Origin of the sequence: Haloactinopolyspora alba, assembly GCF_003014555.1 — a bacterium.
Classification (GTDB): domain Bacteria; phylum Actinomycetota; class Actinomycetes; order Jiangellales; family Jiangellaceae; genus Haloactinopolyspora; species Haloactinopolyspora alba.
This window is the reverse complement of the sequence record NZ_PYGE01000014.1, coordinates 48,531-62,279: the sequence shown is the minus strand read 5'-3', so window position 1 is coordinate 62,279 and position 13,749 is coordinate 48,531. Positions and strand designations below refer to the sequence as shown.

Annotated in this window: 17 protein-coding genes and 1 pseudogene; 13 read left to right on the top strand and 5 right to left on the bottom strand. The window is 71.5% G+C overall.

Going from position 1 to position 13,749, the window contains the following annotated elements; all coding sequences use genetic code 11:
- Positions 1-5 precede the first annotated feature (5 nt).
- Entirely contained in the window at positions 6-1,145 is a 1,140-nt protein-coding gene (locus CLV30_RS17785) for a lipid II:glycine glycyltransferase FemX (RefSeq protein ID WP_106538574.1), read from the bottom strand.
- 149 nt (positions 1,146-1,294) lie between these two features.
- On the opposite strand from CLV30_RS17785, the gene CLV30_RS17780 reads away from it, so the two are divergent.
- Complete coding sequence (locus CLV30_RS17780) at positions 1,295-1,789, top strand: MarR family winged helix-turn-helix transcriptional regulator (RefSeq protein ID WP_106538573.1); 495 nt, start codon at positions 1,295-1,297, stop codon at positions 1,787-1,789.
- Between the two features lie 28 nt (positions 1,790-1,817).
- Here the strand turns inward: CLV30_RS17780 and CLV30_RS17775 are convergent, their stop codons facing one another.
- Positions 1,818-2,606: a deoxyribonuclease IV gene (locus tag CLV30_RS17775; RefSeq protein WP_106538643.1), complete on the bottom strand. Its 789-nt coding sequence runs from the start codon at positions 2,604-2,606 to the stop codon at positions 1,818-1,820.
- A 173-nt stretch (positions 2,607-2,779) separates the two neighbouring features.
- On the opposite strand from CLV30_RS17775, the pseudogene CLV30_RS17770 reads away from it, so the two are divergent.
- Positions 2,780-2,953: pseudogene (locus CLV30_RS17770) on the top strand (nuclear transport factor 2 family protein); the annotation flags it as partial.
- A 40-nt stretch (positions 2,954-2,993) separates the two neighbouring features.
- Positions 2,994-3,416 (top strand): hypothetical protein, encoded by a 423-nt coding sequence (locus CLV30_RS17765; RefSeq protein ID WP_106538571.1) that lies wholly within the window; start codon positions 2,994-2,996, stop codon positions 3,414-3,416.
- Positions 3,417-3,468: 52 nt separating this feature from the next.
- Here the strand turns inward: CLV30_RS17765 and CLV30_RS17760 are convergent, their stop codons facing one another.
- The gene (locus CLV30_RS17760) at positions 3,469-4,755 is read right to left on the bottom strand and encodes an MFS transporter (protein WP_106538570.1); all 1,287 of its coding nucleotides are present in this window, start codon (positions 4,753-4,755) and stop codon (positions 3,469-3,471) included.
- A gap of 256 nt (positions 4,756-5,011) precedes the next feature.
- Here CLV30_RS17760 and rpsF point away from each other — a divergent pair, with 256 nt between their 5' ends.
- The 10 genes from rpsF (at position 5,012) to CLV30_RS17710 (ending at position 10,265) form a co-directional block, all read left to right on the top strand.
- Positions 5,012-5,302: a 30S ribosomal protein S6 gene (rpsF, locus tag CLV30_RS17755; RefSeq protein WP_106538569.1), complete on the top strand. Its 291-nt coding sequence runs from the start codon at positions 5,012-5,014 to the stop codon at positions 5,300-5,302.
- A 47-nt stretch (positions 5,303-5,349) separates the two neighbouring features.
- Entirely contained in the window at positions 5,350-5,886 is a 537-nt protein-coding gene (locus CLV30_RS17750; protein ID WP_106538568.1) for a single-stranded DNA-binding protein, read from the top strand.
- Positions 5,887-5,959: 73 nt separating this feature from the next.
- A complete protein-coding gene (gene rpsR, locus CLV30_RS17745) occupies positions 5,960-6,196 on the top strand; it encodes a 30S ribosomal protein S18 (RefSeq protein WP_106538567.1) in 237 nt (78 codons plus the stop codon).
- A gap of 17 nt (positions 6,197-6,213) precedes the next feature.
- Positions 6,214-6,663: a 50S ribosomal protein L9 gene (gene rplI / locus CLV30_RS17740; protein WP_106538566.1), complete on the top strand. Its 450-nt coding sequence runs from the start codon at positions 6,214-6,216 to the stop codon at positions 6,661-6,663.
- A gap of 133 nt (positions 6,664-6,796) precedes the next feature.
- Positions 6,797-8,074: a sensor histidine kinase gene (locus CLV30_RS17735; RefSeq protein ID WP_205740544.1), complete on the top strand. Its 1,278-nt coding sequence runs from the start codon at positions 6,797-6,799 to the stop codon at positions 8,072-8,074.
- The gene (locus CLV30_RS17730) at positions 8,071-8,727 is read left to right on the top strand and encodes a response regulator (protein WP_106538565.1); all 657 of its coding nucleotides are present in this window, start codon (positions 8,071-8,073) and stop codon (positions 8,725-8,727) included. The genes CLV30_RS17735 and CLV30_RS17730 overlap by 4 nt, the downstream gene beginning before the upstream one ends.
- 81 nt (positions 8,728-8,808) lie before the next feature.
- Entirely contained in the window at positions 8,809-8,961 is a 153-nt protein-coding gene (locus CLV30_RS26610) for a hypothetical protein (RefSeq protein WP_165358482.1), read from the top strand.
- Positions 8,962-8,967: 6 nt separating this feature from the next.
- Positions 8,968-9,255 carry a hypothetical protein gene (locus tag CLV30_RS17725; RefSeq protein WP_106538564.1) on the top strand — a complete coding sequence of 96 codons (288 nt, stop codon included), beginning with the start codon at positions 8,968-8,970 and terminating at the stop codon, positions 9,253-9,255.
- 315 nt (positions 9,256-9,570) lie between these two features.
- Positions 9,571-9,870, top strand: a complete 300-nt coding sequence (locus CLV30_RS26085; protein ID WP_129710882.1) for a hypothetical protein — start codon at positions 9,571-9,573, stop codon at positions 9,868-9,870.
- A gap of 74 nt (positions 9,871-9,944) precedes the next feature.
- Positions 9,945-10,265: a thiamine-binding protein gene (locus CLV30_RS17710; protein WP_106538561.1), complete on the top strand. Its 321-nt coding sequence runs from the start codon at positions 9,945-9,947 to the stop codon at positions 10,263-10,265.
- 20 nt (positions 10,266-10,285) lie between these two features.
- Here CLV30_RS17710 and CLV30_RS17705 read toward each other — a convergent pair whose 3' ends face one another.
- A complete protein-coding gene (locus tag CLV30_RS17705) occupies positions 10,286-12,277 on the bottom strand; it encodes an ABC1 kinase family protein (RefSeq protein ID WP_106538560.1) in 1,992 nt (663 codons plus the stop codon).
- A gap of 120 nt (positions 12,278-12,397) precedes the next feature.
- Entirely contained in the window at positions 12,398-13,747 is a 1,350-nt protein-coding gene (locus CLV30_RS17700; protein ID WP_106538559.1) for an MATE family efflux transporter, read from the bottom strand.
- Positions 13,748-13,749 lie beyond the last annotated feature (2 nt).

The following is a 13,749-nucleotide window of genomic DNA, read 5'->3' as shown; positions in this document are numbered from 1 at the left end:
GGGTGTCAGCTCCGCCGCTTCATGTACAGGTCGAACGCCGAGTACAGCACCCGTGAGATCGGCAGGTCCCACTCGCCGACGTACTCGACGACCTCCCCGCCGGTGCCGAGCTTGAACCGGATCAGGCCGGCGTGCGGGTCGTCCTCGCGCAGCGTGTCGGTGATGCCACGCAGGTCGTAGACCTCGCAGCCGTCGTCGAGGGCGTCGCGGATCATGCGCCACTGCACGGCGTTGGACCCGCGCACGTCGCGCTTGGCCGTCGACGACGCGCCGTAGGAGTACCACGCGTGCTCGCCGACCCGGACCATCGTCGTCGCGGCGACCAGGTCGCCTTCGTGGTGAGCGAGGTACAGCCGGAGCCGCTCTGCCGCCTCCGTGGTCATCGCGTCCCACATGCCCTGGAAGTACGAGAACGGCCGAGGGGTGAACCCGTCCCGATGGGCGGTCTGCGCATAGAGCTCGTGGAACGCAGGGAGGTCGTCGGCCGTCCCCAGGGTCACCGTCACGCCGGCCTTGTCGGCCTTCTTGATGTTGCGCCGCCAGAGCTGGTTGAAACCGCGCAGCAGGTCCTCCGTGGACCGGCCGGACAGCGGAAGCTGGAACACGTGCTGCGGCTGCCCCGCGGCGAAACCGTCGACCTCGGGCGGCGGGCGCCAGCCGGCCGCCGTGAGCTGGTCGGTCACCGAGGTGCCGACCGGGGTGGTCTCGTCCGGGGTGACGTCCCTGAGCCGGTGGACCCCGTCGTCGGCGAATGCTTCCTTGACGGTGCCGTTGCTCCAACGGCGCCTGACGACCGTCGGCCCCATCCGCAGCCCGAAGGCGCCCTGGCCCTTGACGTGCTCGACCAGCGGGTCCAGCCAGCGCTGCAGGCCGTCCTGCTTCGCCGCGTCGTCCCAGTCGATGGCCGGGCCCTCCGGCAGGTAGGCGAGATACCGGCGGATCCGCGGCGCCTTGCGATACAGCACCAGGCCCGCGCCGACCAGTGCGTCGCCGTCGAACCAGCCGACGGACTCCGAGCGCCAGTCCCGCTTGACGTCGCCCCATGCGGGTGTCTGCAGAAAGCTGACGGCCGACCGTTCGCCGATGGCCGCGAGGTGCTCGGCGCGGGTGATCCGTCGTACGAGAAGTGCTGGGGCGTGCGTCACGCGCCGAGAGTACCCGTTCCGCCGCGCCGCTCGAGAACGATCATGTCGGTCGGTGGCTCCGTCCTCGGTGTCGTCGGAGTCACTTCGCCGGTGACGCGTGGAACACGCGGTGATGACCGCAATCGCGACAATCCCTAAGATCGAGCGGCATGGCGCCCAGACACCCGCTCGACGACGACCGCCTCACCGCCGTGGGACTGCTCATGGAGGTGCACGAAGGGTTGACCAGCAAGTTCGCGCCCGGGCTCGCTGCGCACGGACTGTCGGAGAACGAGCTCGAGATCCTGCTGCGGCTCGGCCGGACCCCGAACGGGCAGCTGCGGATGTCCGATCTGGCCGCGCAGACCACGCTGACGACCAGTGGCGTCACCCGCGTCGTGGACCGGCTGGAGCGCTCCGGTCTGGTCGAGCGGGTGACCTGCGACAGCGACCGGCGCGGAACCTGGGCGAGCATCTCCGCGGACGGTATGGAGCGGGTGTCGGCCGCGGTGGCCGACCACGTCGGGGACATCGAGCGCTGGTACACCGGGCTGCTGAGCGCCGAGCAGCTGCACGCGTTGACGGAGGCGTTGCGGATCGTCCGCGACGCCGTCTGGCCGGACGCCGTCGCCGGCGCCGAGACGTCGGCCGCCACGCCCGGGTGACGTGGCGCGGGTGCGCCGGTGGCGACGGTCAGGCCGACGGGACGTGCGTCATCAGGTACTCGACGTCGCCACGTTGACCGTCCCGGGGAGTCTCGACGATGGCGTCGGAACCGGCCGCGGCCACGACGGATGCCACCGCCTCGGCGCCGATGGTGCCCGACCCCAGGTTGGCGTGCCGGTCGGCGCCGGAGTCGAACGGGTCGCGGCTGTCGTTGGCGTGCACCAGATCGATGCGGCCGGTTGCCCCGCGCACCGCGTCGACCATCTCGGCCGGGTCGATGCCGGCGGCGAAAGCGTGGCAGGTGTCGAGGCAGAAGCCGAGACCGAGATCGCCGACGACCTCCCACAGCCGCGCGATGCGCTCGACGCGGCGGGCGATGGCGTAGTCGCCGCCGGCGGTGTTCTCGACCAGCACCGGAACCGTCGTCTCGAGCCGCTCGGCGCACTTGCGCCAGTTGTCGACGCCGACCTCGGGATCGTCGTCCTTGAGCACGTGCCCGCCGTGCACGACGAGGCCGCGGGCGCCGATCTCGGCCGCGAGGTCGGCCTGCTGCTGCAGGATCTTGCGGCTGGGGATGCGGATGCGGTTGTTGGTGGTGGCGACGTTGAGGACGTAGGGCGCGTGCACGTACAGGGCGATGTCGGCGGCCTCGGCGTCGGCGCGCAGCGCCTCGGCGCCGCCCGGGTAGTCGACGGTGGGTGCCTTCCACCCCTGCGGGTCGCCGAGGAAGATCTGCACGGCGGTGGCGCCGCCGGCCCGGGACTCCTCCAGCGGGTCGCCCTGCTTCACGTGCGCTCCGATGCGCTGCTCAACCATGTCGTCGACGGTATCGTGCGGCACCGACAGCCCGAGGCGTACGTCCCCAGCGCGGCGGCCGCGGACCGGGTCGCGTCCGGGGGCGGATGGCACGGACGGCACGATGGAATGCGGCCGGCCACGCCGCGGCGCCGTTCCCGGCAGAGCACCGTTCCCGGCAGAGACGAGCGAGCATGACCACGCGACACACGATCGACGAGCTGCTGCGCCGCATCGGGGCGGGCGAGCCGGAGAAGATCTCGGAGATGTACGCCGACCGGGTCGACTGGGCTCTGGACTGGCCGGAGGACCGGCACGGTGCCACGATCCCGTGGATCCGGAACCGGTCGACGCGCGCCGACGTCGCCGAGGCCTGCACGGCGTGACGGACCGGACCGGAGCGCGGCGATGAACGGCGACTGGCGCGAGCACCGCAAGGAGGCGTTCGAGGCGCACGCCGCCGCCCTGGAGCGGCGCAAGGCGGCCGAGACGCAGCGGGCACGTGCGCAGATCGCGGACTTCGTGACCCGCATGCGCGAGGAGGGCGTCGCCGCGCACCCGCTGCGTGCTCGTACCGGCGACGGCAGGGCGACGTACCGCACCGGGCTGACCGGCTGGTACGTGCGCCGCAACCGGTCGCTGGCCATCGGCGCCGACGGCGAGTTCTACATCCTGGACGTGCCGGCCAGCGTGCGTGCGCGGCTGTTCGGAGCGGTGATCACACCGTCGGACCCGCCGCTGATCGTCGGTGCCGGCGCGCGCGACGGCGAGTCGATGCCGCTGGACGAGCTGCTGGCGCGCCGGGCGGCGGCCGGAGCCGACTTTCCGTGACGAGGCGGGCGGACGCCGTGCTCATCGACGATCCTCCGTGCCGTGACCCGGATCATCGTTGATGATCACGGAGGTGACGCGTCCGTTCCGCCGCGAGCAGCGCCAGCGTGGGCAGCACGAGCAGCCCGGCCACCACGGTCAGGCCGCCGTAGCCCTGCCAGCCGAGCACGACGCCGGACAGTCCGCCGCCCAGCGCACCGGCCAGGTTCATCAGCAGGTCGGACACGCCCTGCACGGCCGGTCGCTCGTCGTCCGGCACCGACTCGGCCAGCAGCGCCGACCCCGCCACCAGTCCGGCGGACCAGCCCAGCCCCAGCAGCACCAGCCCGGTCACCAGACGCGGTGTCGATTCACCCGCGGTGCCGGCCACGACCGCGGCCGCGACGAGCAGGACGTGCCCGGTGACGATGACCGGACGGCGCCCGAGCCGGTCGGCCGCCCATCCGAAGACCGGCGACAGGGCGTACATCCCGGCGATGTGCAGGCTGATGGTCAGGCCCACGAGTTCGAGCTCCGCGCCGTGCCGGGTCATCTGCACCGGTGTCATGGTCATCACGGCGACCATCACGGCGTGACCGAGCACGATGGCCGACAGCGCGACCGTGGCCGCCGGCGTGCTCCGCACCCGGCGCCAGGCCGAGCCGCGCGCTCTCGTCACCGCCGGTTCGGTCGGTGACGTGGCAGCGGTGCGCGCCGACTGCGCGGTGAGCAGCGGATCGGGGCGCAGCAGCACGGCGACGAGGACCGTCGCGCAGACGAACCCCGCGGCGGAGAAGACGAACGGTCCCGCGATGGCGGGTATACCGAGGAACCTGCCGACGACCTCGCCGGGACCGGTGAGGTTCGGCCCGAGCACCGAGCCGATGGTCGTCGACCACACCACGACGGACAGGTGCCGCGCACGCGAGCCTGCCGCGGACAGGTCGGTCGCGGCGTAACGCGACTGCAGGTTGGTGGCCGAGCCGGCCCCGAACAGCAGCAGCCCGGCCAGGAAGACCGGGAACGACGAGACGACGGCGGCGAGCAATGTGACCAGGGCGCCCGCGGCCGCGACGGCCCAACCGGTGCTGAGGCTGATCCGGCGTCCGCGGGCGGCGGCGAGCCGCGCGAGCGGGATGGCCAGCGCTCCGGCGCCGAGGGTGATCATCGTCCCGGCGAGGCCGGACCACTGTTCGGAGCCCGACAGCCGCAACGCGAGGACCGCGCCGACGGAGATGGCCGAGCCGATGCCGAGCCCACCGACCACCTGGGCGACGACCAGCAGGGTCAGCGTGCGGCGTTGAACGGCGGCCAGGTGGTCGGTGGGACCGGTGGGGGCGTCGCCGCGGTTGACGCGCATGCGGATCCTTTCGCGGTCGGAACGGCCGGCGAACGTAGTATCCCGCGCCACGCCGACAGTTCCGAGAATTGCCGCATGCCGGACCGTCCGCGGTGGTTGTGGACGACCGGGTCGGCGTTGGCCGGTGACGCTGGTAGCCTTGCACTCGGTCCGGACGTGCGTACGACATGAGGACGTTCGCCCGGGCCGTCAGACGACATAGCCCTCCTGCCGCGGAGATGCCGTGGCCGTGAAGACCACAGGAGGTGATCCGGCAATGCGTCATTACGAGGTCATGGTGATCCTCGACCCCGAGGCCGAGGAGCGCACCGTTGCCCCCAGCCTCGAGCAGTATCTCGGGGTCGTACGTGAGGCCGGTGGCTCGGTCGAGAAGGTCGACATCTGGGGCCGCCGCAAGCTCGCGTACGAGATCGACAAGAAGGGCGAGGGCATCTACGCGGTGCTCGACGTCACGTGCGAGGCCGACACCGTGGCCGAGCTCGACCGGCAGTTGGGGCTGTCCGAGACGGTGCTGCGCACCAAGGTCGTGCGGCCCGAGGCTCACTGAGCTGCCGGTTCCTCCAAGAACCGCGCCCGCAACGATTGGGAGCATCCATGGCAGGCGAGACCGTCATCACCATCGTCGGCAACCTGACCGACGACCCCGAGCTCCGGTTCACGCCGAGCGGGGCCGCCGTCGCGAACTTCACCATCGCGTCCACGCCCCGGACGTTCAACCGGCAGACCAGCACGTGGGAGGACGGCGACGCGCTGTTCATGCGCTGCTCGGTCTGGCGGCAGGCGGCCGAGAGTGTGGCGGAGTCACTGCAGCGCGGCATGCGCGTCATCGCGCAGGGCCGGCTTCGGCAGCGTTCGTTCGAGACCCGCGAGGGTGAGAAGCGCACGGTCGTCGAGATGGAGGTCGACGAGGTCGGCCCCAGTCTGCGGTTCGCCACCGCCAAGGTCACCAAGACTCAGCGCTCCGGCGGTGGTGGCGGTGGCTTCGGCGGCGGCGGTTCGCCCAGCGGCGCGCCTGCCGGCAACGACCCCTGGGCCACGCCGGTCGGCGGCGGTGGAGCGCCGCAGGGCGGCGGCAACGACCCATGGGCGGCTCAGGGCGGCGCAGCGGCTGCCGACGAGCCCCCGTTCTGAAATTCCGTAACCGACCCATCCCGGTCCGCCGCGGCCAGCGAGGCGACCGGGCTCTTCGAAGGAGAGCACCACGATGGCCAAGACCGCTGTGCGCAAGCCGAAGAAGAAAGTTTGCGCCTTCTGCAAGGACAAGGTCGACTACGTCGACTTCAAGGACACGGCACTGCTGCGGAAGTACATCTCCGACCGCGGCAAGATCCGCGCCCGTCGCGTGACCGGCAACTGCACTCGTCACCAGCGTGACGTCGCGACGGCGATCAAGAATGCCCGAGAGATGGCACTGCTGCCGTACACCTCGACGGCTCGCTGAGGGAGGTCGAGGACGTCATGAAGCTGATTCTCACCCAGGAAGTGGCCGGGCTCGGCTCGGCGGGCGACGTGGTCGAGGTCAGGGACGGCTACGGCCGCAACTACCTCGTCCCGCGGGGCTTCGCCTTCCCGTGGACCAAGGGCGCGCAGAAGCAGATCGACTCGATCCGTCGTGCGCGGCAGGCTCGTGAGTTCGAGGACCTGGACAGCGCCCGTGCGGTGAAGGCGCGGCTCGAGGACAAGCCGGTGCGGGTGTCGGCCAAGGCCGGCCCCGGCGGCCGCTTGTTCGGCGCCGTGACCGCCGCCGACGTCGCGACCGCGGTCACCGACGCCGGTGGCCCCGCGATCGACAAGCGACGCGTCGAGGTCGGCAACCCGATCAAGACCGTCGGCGCGCACAGCGTGACCGTACGGCTGCACCCCGAGGTCGCCGCGAACGTCGAACTCGAGGTCGTCGCCGCGTCCTGACCGGTCGCGGCGTCGTCCGCGTCCGGCCGTGTGCACCCGTCTGCCCACGGGCCCGACCACGGGCCCGTGGGCAGACGTGCGCCGTGAGCACGGTGTCACCCTCCGGTGACGGCGGTGCTGCGAGAATCGGCACGTGAGAGCCTGGCGGACGACGCTGCCGGACCTGGTGGGCGGGCCCGTGCGCACGCTCGTGCGGACGACGGTGCGCGGTGGTGTGCACCTGCTGCTCGGCGGCGTCGTGCTGATCCCGTACGTGCTGCTGGTGACGGGGTTCGCGCAGATGTTCGCCGATCCGAACGTCCCGCGGCCGGCGCTGGTGGTGCTGGTGGCGGTGACGTTCGTCATCGCGGCGGTGCCCCCGTTCCTGCCCGCCATGCGCGCGCTGGAGATCACCGCGACCCGTAGCCTGCTGGACGTCGACCTGCCCGACCCGGTGGCGGACCCGCCGTGGGAGACCCGCCTGCTCGGCGCTGCCTGGTACGCGTTGCATCTGCTGTGCGGCGGTATCGCCATGTTCACGCTGTTGTTCTGCGTGCCGATGTCGGTGCTCCTGGTGGCGGAGGGCCTCGACGCGGACAGCGCGTGGGGCGATGACGACGCCGTGCTGTGGTTCGATCAGGTCACCGGCGGGTGGGCGCTGGTCGTCGCGCCGCTGATGCTGGTGGCCGTCGGGGTCGTGTTCGCGCTGCTGGGGCGGGTCCTGGCGATGCTGGCGCCGCTGCTGCTGGGGCCGTCGCCGGCGGAGCTGATGCTCGCGCTGGAGACCCAGGCCGAGGAGTTCGCCGAGCGCAACCGCCTGGCGCGGGAGCTGCACGACTCCGTCGGCCACGCCCTCACCGTGACCACCCTGCAGGCGTCCGCGGCCCGGCGCGTGCTCGACAGCGACCCGGAGTTCGCGCGGCGCGCGCTGAGCGCCGTCGAAGAGGCAGGCCGCGCCGCGATGAGCGATCTGGACCACGTCCTCGGCGTGCTGCGGGCGGGCGGTGACGGAACCGATGAGCGCACGGCGCCGCAACGCACGCTCGACGACCTCAGCCGGCTCGTCGACGACACCCGTGCGACCGGTGTGGAGGTGCAGATGACGGTGGAGGGCGACCTGGCGATGGTGCCGCCGGCGTTGTCCCGAGAGGCCTATCGGGTCGTCCAGGAAGGGCTGACCAACGCGATACGGCATGCTGGGCAGGTGCCTGTTGCTCTGCGCGTGGAGGCGGCGACGTCCGGCCTCGACATCGACCTGTCCAACCCGCTGCCGGCGGGCTCGGCCCGGGCCCGCTCCGGCGGTGGCCGCGGCCTGCGCGGGATGCGTGAGCGCGCCCGCCTGCTGCGGGGAACGCTGACGGCCGGAGTGGACGACGGGCGCTGGCACATCCACGTCCACCTCCCTGCGCGCGGCTCCGGAGACCGGCCATGACCGCCGAACCGGTGAACGTCCTCCTGGTCGACGACGAGGCGCTGGTGCGCGCCGGACTCCGGGCGATCATCGACGCGGAGCCGGACCTCACCGTCGTCGACGAGGCCGCCGACGGCGCGGAGGTGGGCCCGATCGTGTCGCGGGTGCGTCCGGACGTGGTCCTGATGGACGTGCGGATGCCGGCCATCGACGGCATCCACGCGACCAGGCTGCTCATGGAACGACACGACGAGCCGCCGCGCATCCTCGTCGTGACCACGTTCGAGAACGACGACTACGTGTACGAGGCGCTGCGTGCCGGCGCGCACGGGTTCCTGCTGAAACGGACCCGGCCCGAACAGATCGTGCAGGCGATCCGGACGGTCTCGCGTGGCGACTCGCTGGTGTTCCCGGCCGCGATCCGCCAGTTGGCGGCCGCGCACCGGGGCGCGGACGGCGACGCGCTCGCCGGGGCCGGTCTCAGCGAGCGCGAGGCCGAGGTGCTGCGGCTCATGGCGGCCGGGCTGTCCAACGGCGAGATCGCCGAGAAGTTGTTCCTCGGTCTCGAGACCGTCAAGACCCACGTCGGCAACGTGCTGACCAAGCTCGGCGTGCGTGACCGGACCCAGGCCGTCATCGCCGCCTACGAGTCCGGTTTCATCAGCCCCGGGTGACGCCCGTTCCCACCGGCGGGGGACCGCGGTCACCAGCATGCGGGAACCCGTCGACGTGTGCACGCACGCATGGTGGTGAGCATGCGGTGGATCTGGGTCGCCGGCGTCCCGATGGGCATCCCCGAGGGTGTGCACGCCGACGGCCTGGCCGACGGGTCACTGTGGGCCGGCGCTTGGCTGGGATCGTTCGCCCTGGTCGGCAGCGTGTTGACGGTGGGGCTGCTACGGCCTTGAGGTGAGGTGTTCCCGCGCTGGATCCCGGTGCTGCGCGGCAGGCGCGTGCCGATCGGCCTGGCGGTCGGGCCGGCGATGTTCGTCGCGGCCATCGTGACGTCGGCCGGACTGGGCTTGTACCGGTCCGCCTTCGACGGATCGGCGCTGCTGAGTCTGCGCACGGACACGTGGGCCGCGATCGGCCCGGAGTTGCTGTGGCCGTTGTGGGGCGTGGCATTGGCCGCGGGGGCGCTCGGCTACTATCTGCGTCGACGTGGAACGTGCCGGGTGTGCGGGCGGGGCGCGGCGACGTAGGTGCGGCCGTGGCGCGGTCGTGGTGCACCGGCGGTCGATAGCCAGAGTGGCAGGACGGCGGCATGCGCTTGCTGGAGGCGTGGCCTCGTGACGAGACGTTCCAGATCGAGTTTCTACTGGTCCGAAGGGTCGGACAAGGGTCGGACGACGGGTCGTTGCGATGACCGCCTCGGTGCACGCGGAGGTCAAGCAGGTCCTCTACTTCTGGCCGCATCTTCAGGAAGCGCCGGCGGGGGCGGCCCATTTCGGTGTTCAGGCACAGATCTTCATCGGAATGGTCGGTGCTGACGAGGTTGACAGCTTCGACGTTCTCGTGTGCTCGCCGAGTTGGTTGGCGAGCAGGCATCTGCTGGGAACTGGCAGTTGCTCTCTGGTGGCGCGCTCTGGGGCATGAGCGACACGATCACGCCGGGTTCTGGTCTCTGGCTGATGGAGCGCTGGAATCCGGACGAGTTCGTCGCCGCCGTGCAACTCGTTGTCGACAAGAGCAGCCCCGGTCCTGACTGGGGAGTCGTCGCGGCACGTATCGGACGATCGATCCCGTGGGAGTTCGACTACAAGTACGACGATCAGGTGAACCGACGTCACGGGTTACCGTCACCATGGCAGCCCTGAAACTTCGGCGGGGACGCGGCCGCCTCGGTTAGCGGTCATCCTGCCGCGATTTCGACGTGCAGATCGGAGGATCCATGCTCGTAGCCTTTTCCGTCGCCCCGTCAGGTTCCGGCGAGTCGGTGTCCGCGGCGGTGGCCGACGCCGTCGCCGTCGTGCGCGAGTCCGGTCTGCCGAACAGCACCGACGCGATGTTCACCACCATCGAGGGCGAGTGGGACGAGTGCATGGACGTCGTACGGCGGGCGTGCGAGGCGGTCGGCCGGCACGGCGCCCGCGTCAGCCTGGTGCTGAAGGCGGACATCCGGCCCGGCTACAGCGGCGAGCTCACGGCGAAGGTCGAGCGGCTCGAGGACGCGCTGGACGCACGCGCCGACAGTGAGACGCCGCGCGACTGACCCGGGGATGGTGAACGTGGTCAATCGTGACGGGGACCGCGGCGGAAGATCTGGGCGAGTACGCGCAGCGCCAGGATCGCGCTGATGACCAGCATGTTGTAGCCGATCAGCTCGTACAGCGAGACGCTGTCGGTCACCATCGGCCCGCCGGCGGTGCCGAGTAGCATCGCCGACATGATGCCGGTGGTCGCGGCCAGGAACGTCAGCAGCACCTCGTGCAGCATGTCCCGCAGGAACGAGCGGTCGCGGTCGTCGGCCAGCAGCCGGACGTTCATCCCCAGCCGGCCGTGCTCGGCGGCGCTGGCGATGCGTTCGACCCGCCGCGGCAGTCTGCGCAGGATCGGCAGCAGCGCCACCAGCTCTTCGGACGCCGCGTTCCTGAGGTTCTCCGGCCCGTACTGTTCGTCGACGTATCCGGAGGCCAGCCGCCTCGCGCTGGTGAACAGGTCGAACTCGGGCGCCACGGTGGAGATCGTGCCCTCGGCGGTCGCGAGTGTCCGGAACACCGCGGCGATCTCCGGAGGGACGGCGAGCCCGTGGTCGGCTACCACCCGGAACAGGTCGCCGAACATCCGCGCGCTGGACGTGAGCGTTCCGCTCGTGTGCCGGGCCATGAATCGGCCCAGGTCGCGCTCGAGCTCCTGCTGGTCGATCTCGTCCGGTCGCGGCACCAGTTCGAGCAGCGCGTCGCTCACGGCCAGCGGGTCACTGTGATCCACGCCGAGCAGCAGCCGTTGTAACGCCTCACGCAGCGCGCCGTCGAGGCGGCCCACCGAGCCGAAGTCGAGCAGACCGAGCCGCCCGTCGTCGAGCAGCACGATGTTGCCGCCGTGCGGGTCGGCGTGGAAGACGCCGTCCAGGATGATCTGCCGCATCAGGCAGTCCAGCAGCGTCGTCGCCAGCTGTTCGCGGTCGAGGTCGTGCTCGGTGACGACCGCCGCAGCCTTGGTGAGTGGGACTCCGTCGACGCGGTCCATGACCAGCACCCGTTCCGTGCACAGGGCGAGGTGCGGCTCCGGCAGCACGACGCCCTCGGCGCGGGTGGTCGAGCCGGCGATCGCGGTGATGTTGTCGGCCTCGATGCGGTAGTCGAGCTCCTCGCGGACCGCCGTCGCCAGGCCCGCGGCCAGCGAGCGCACCCCGACCCGGCGCCCCCAGCGGGTGCCGGTCTCGAGCCGCGAGGCCAGCCGTGCGGCGATGTCGAGGTCGCGCTCGACCACCGGCCGGATTCCGGGACGCTGCACCTTGACGACGACCTCGGCTCCGGTGCGCAGCCGGGCCGCGTGCACCTGCCCCACCGACGCGGCGCCGAGGGGCTGGGGGTCGAACTCCGCGAACACCTGGTCGACCGGCGCGCCCAGCTCCGCCTCGACGACGGCCCGGACGTCCGGCCACGGCACCGGTGTGGCCTGGTCCTGCAGCTTCGCCAGCTCCGCCGCGACTTCAGCGGGCAGCAGGTCACGCCGGGTGGCGAGGATCTGGCCGATCTTCACGAACGTGACGCCGCCGGCGTTCATCGTCGTCGCCAGCGAGCGGCCCAGTTGAGCCCGTCCGCTGGGCACGTCCAGGGCGCGGTCGCGAGTGCCGCGGACGTACGAGCCGAGGCCGTGCCGCATGGCGATGCCGACGATCTGCCAGTACCGCCGCGACCGTTTCAGCCGTCCGAGCAGGCCGCGTCCCCAGACCAGCGCCGGCGGTATCGACCCCAGTGGCACGAACGCCTCGATGATCACGAGGAACGCCATCGACGACAGGATCGTGCACACCGCCGCGAGCAGCACGAACCAGAACGCGGTCGACCCGTTCTGCCGGGTCAGCTCGTCGGCCGGCGCGACGAACTCCGTGAGCATCGCGTAGACGATCAGCGGCCCGACGGACATCGCGAACACGCCGGTGAGCAGCAGCCGGAACAGTCCGAGACGCACACCGAGCAGGCGCTGCGCCGCGAGCCCGATGAGCAGCGCCACGCCGAGGCCGAAGGCCAGCGCGAACGGCAGGGTCAGCAGGTGCATGTCGTTGGTGCGCTCCTCGGCCGGCCGGGTTCAACTGCCGACAGTGTGGCAGGACTGCCCGGCTACCGTTCCCATGATCATCGGCACTTCACCGTCATATGGGCGGGAAAGTGCCGATGATCATGGGAGCGAGGCGCCGGTGACCATCCAGGTGTCCCCGCGTTCGCGGAGTGCGAGCGTCACCACTCGGGCGAGCATCCAGACGCCGATGGCGGCCCACAGCGCCGTGATGCCCGTCGTGCCGGCCAGGTCGAGGGCGTCGACCAGCCACGCGGTGGGCAGGAAGAACAGCACCGAGACGACCGACGCCCACGCCAGGTAGCGGCCGTCGCCGGCGCCGATGAGCACGCCGTCCAGGACGAACCCCCAGGCGGCGATCGGCTGTAGCACGGCGGCGACGACGAGCGCGTCGAACAGCAGGGCGCGGACCTCCGGGTCGGTGGTGAACAGCTGGGCGTAGACCGAACCGGTCGCGAGCAGGACGACTGCCAGGCCGAACCCCGCGAGCACGCCCCACTGGACCATCCGGCGGGTCGTCGACCGGGCCGCTGCGGTGTCGCCGGCGCCCAGCGCCCTGCCGACCAGTGCCTGCGCCGCGATCGCGACCGCGTCCAGCATCAGTGCCAGCAGAGTCCACGTGGTGAAGGCGATCTGATGCGCGGCGAGCTCCGCCGTCCCCAGGCCGGTGGCCACGACGGTGGTGACGATCAGTGCGACCCGGATGGCGACGGTGCGCACGAGCAACGGGACGCCGGCCCCGAACGCGCGCCGTACCCCGGGCCAGTGTGGTGTGAGCGCCACACCGTGCCGGGTCGCGGCACGCCCGACGATGACGACGAAGACGGCGGCCATGGCGGTCTGGGCCACGACCGTGCCGATGGCCGAGCCGGCGATCCCGAGCCCGAGGCCGTAGACCAGGGCGACGTTCAGCGCGACGTTCCCGACGGCGCCGGAGACGGCGACGTACAGGGGCGTGCGGGTGTCCTGCAGTCCGCGAAGCACCCCCGTGGCCGCGAGCACCAGGAGCATCGACGGGATGCCGAGCAGACTGATCCGCAGGTAGGTCACGGCGTGGTCGGCGACCTCGGCGGACGGCCCGAACAGGTCGACGATCCACGGCGTGAGCGGCCAGCCCACGGCCAGCGTCCCGCCGCCGACCACGACGGCCAGCCAGCAGCCGTCCAGGCCCGCGCGCAGCGCGCCCGCGGTGTCGTCGGCGCCGAGCATCCGGGCGACGGCGGCCGTGGTGCCGTAGGCCAGGAAGATCGAGACGTTGACGAGTGTGGACAGCACGGTCGACGCGATGCCCAGCCCGGCCAGCTGTGGCGTGCCCAGGTGCCCGATGATCGCCGAGTCGCTGAGCAGGAACAGCGGTTCGGCCACGAGGGCGCCGAGCGCGGGGAGCGCGAGCCGCAGGATCTCGTGGTCCGCGGGGTGACGGCGCAGGGACTGGGGGAGACGTCGACGCATGG

Bases quoted from the DNA above. Each gene is read 5' to 3' on its own strand.
- CLV30_RS17750 (WP_106538568.1), top strand. From the start codon at position 5,350: ATGGCAGGCGAGACCGTCATCACCATCGTCGGCAACCTGACCGACGAC.
- rplI (WP_106538566.1), top strand. From the start codon at position 6,214: ATGAAGCTGATTCTCACCCAGGAAGTGGCCGGGCTCGGCTCGGCGGGC.
- CLV30_RS17705 (WP_106538560.1), bottom strand. From the start codon at position 12,277: ATGCACCTGCTGACCCTGCCGTTCGCGCTGGCCTTCGGCCTCGGCGTG.
- CLV30_RS17765 (WP_106538571.1), top strand. From the start codon at position 2,994: ATGAACGGCGACTGGCGCGAGCACCGCAAGGAGGCGTTCGAGGCGCAC.
- CLV30_RS17775 (WP_106538643.1), bottom strand. From the start codon at position 2,606: ATGGTTGAGCAGCGCATCGGAGCGCACGTGAAGCAGGGCGACCCGCTG.
- CLV30_RS17760 (WP_106538570.1), bottom strand. From the start codon at position 4,755: ATGCGCGTCAACCGCGGCGACGCCCCCACCGGTCCCACCGACCACCTG.
- CLV30_RS17700 (WP_106538559.1), bottom strand. From the start codon at position 13,747: ATGCGTCGACGTCTCCCCCAGTCCCTGCGCCGTCACCCCGCGGACCAC.
- rpsR (WP_106538567.1), top strand. From the start codon at position 5,960: ATGGCCAAGACCGCTGTGCGCAAGCCGAAGAAGAAAGTTTGCGCCTTC.
- CLV30_RS26610 (WP_165358482.1), top strand. From the start codon at position 8,809: ATGCGGTGGATCTGGGTCGCCGGCGTCCCGATGGGCATCCCCGAGGGT.
- CLV30_RS17730 (WP_106538565.1), top strand. From the start codon at position 8,071: ATGACCGCCGAACCGGTGAACGTCCTCCTGGTCGACGACGAGGCGCTG.
- rpsF (WP_106538569.1), top strand. From the start codon at position 5,012: ATGCGTCATTACGAGGTCATGGTGATCCTCGACCCCGAGGCCGAGGAG.
- CLV30_RS17780 (WP_106538573.1), top strand. From the start codon at position 1,295: ATGGCGCCCAGACACCCGCTCGACGACGACCGCCTCACCGCCGTGGGA.
- CLV30_RS17710 (WP_106538561.1), top strand. From the start codon at position 9,945: ATGCTCGTAGCCTTTTCCGTCGCCCCGTCAGGTTCCGGCGAGTCGGTG.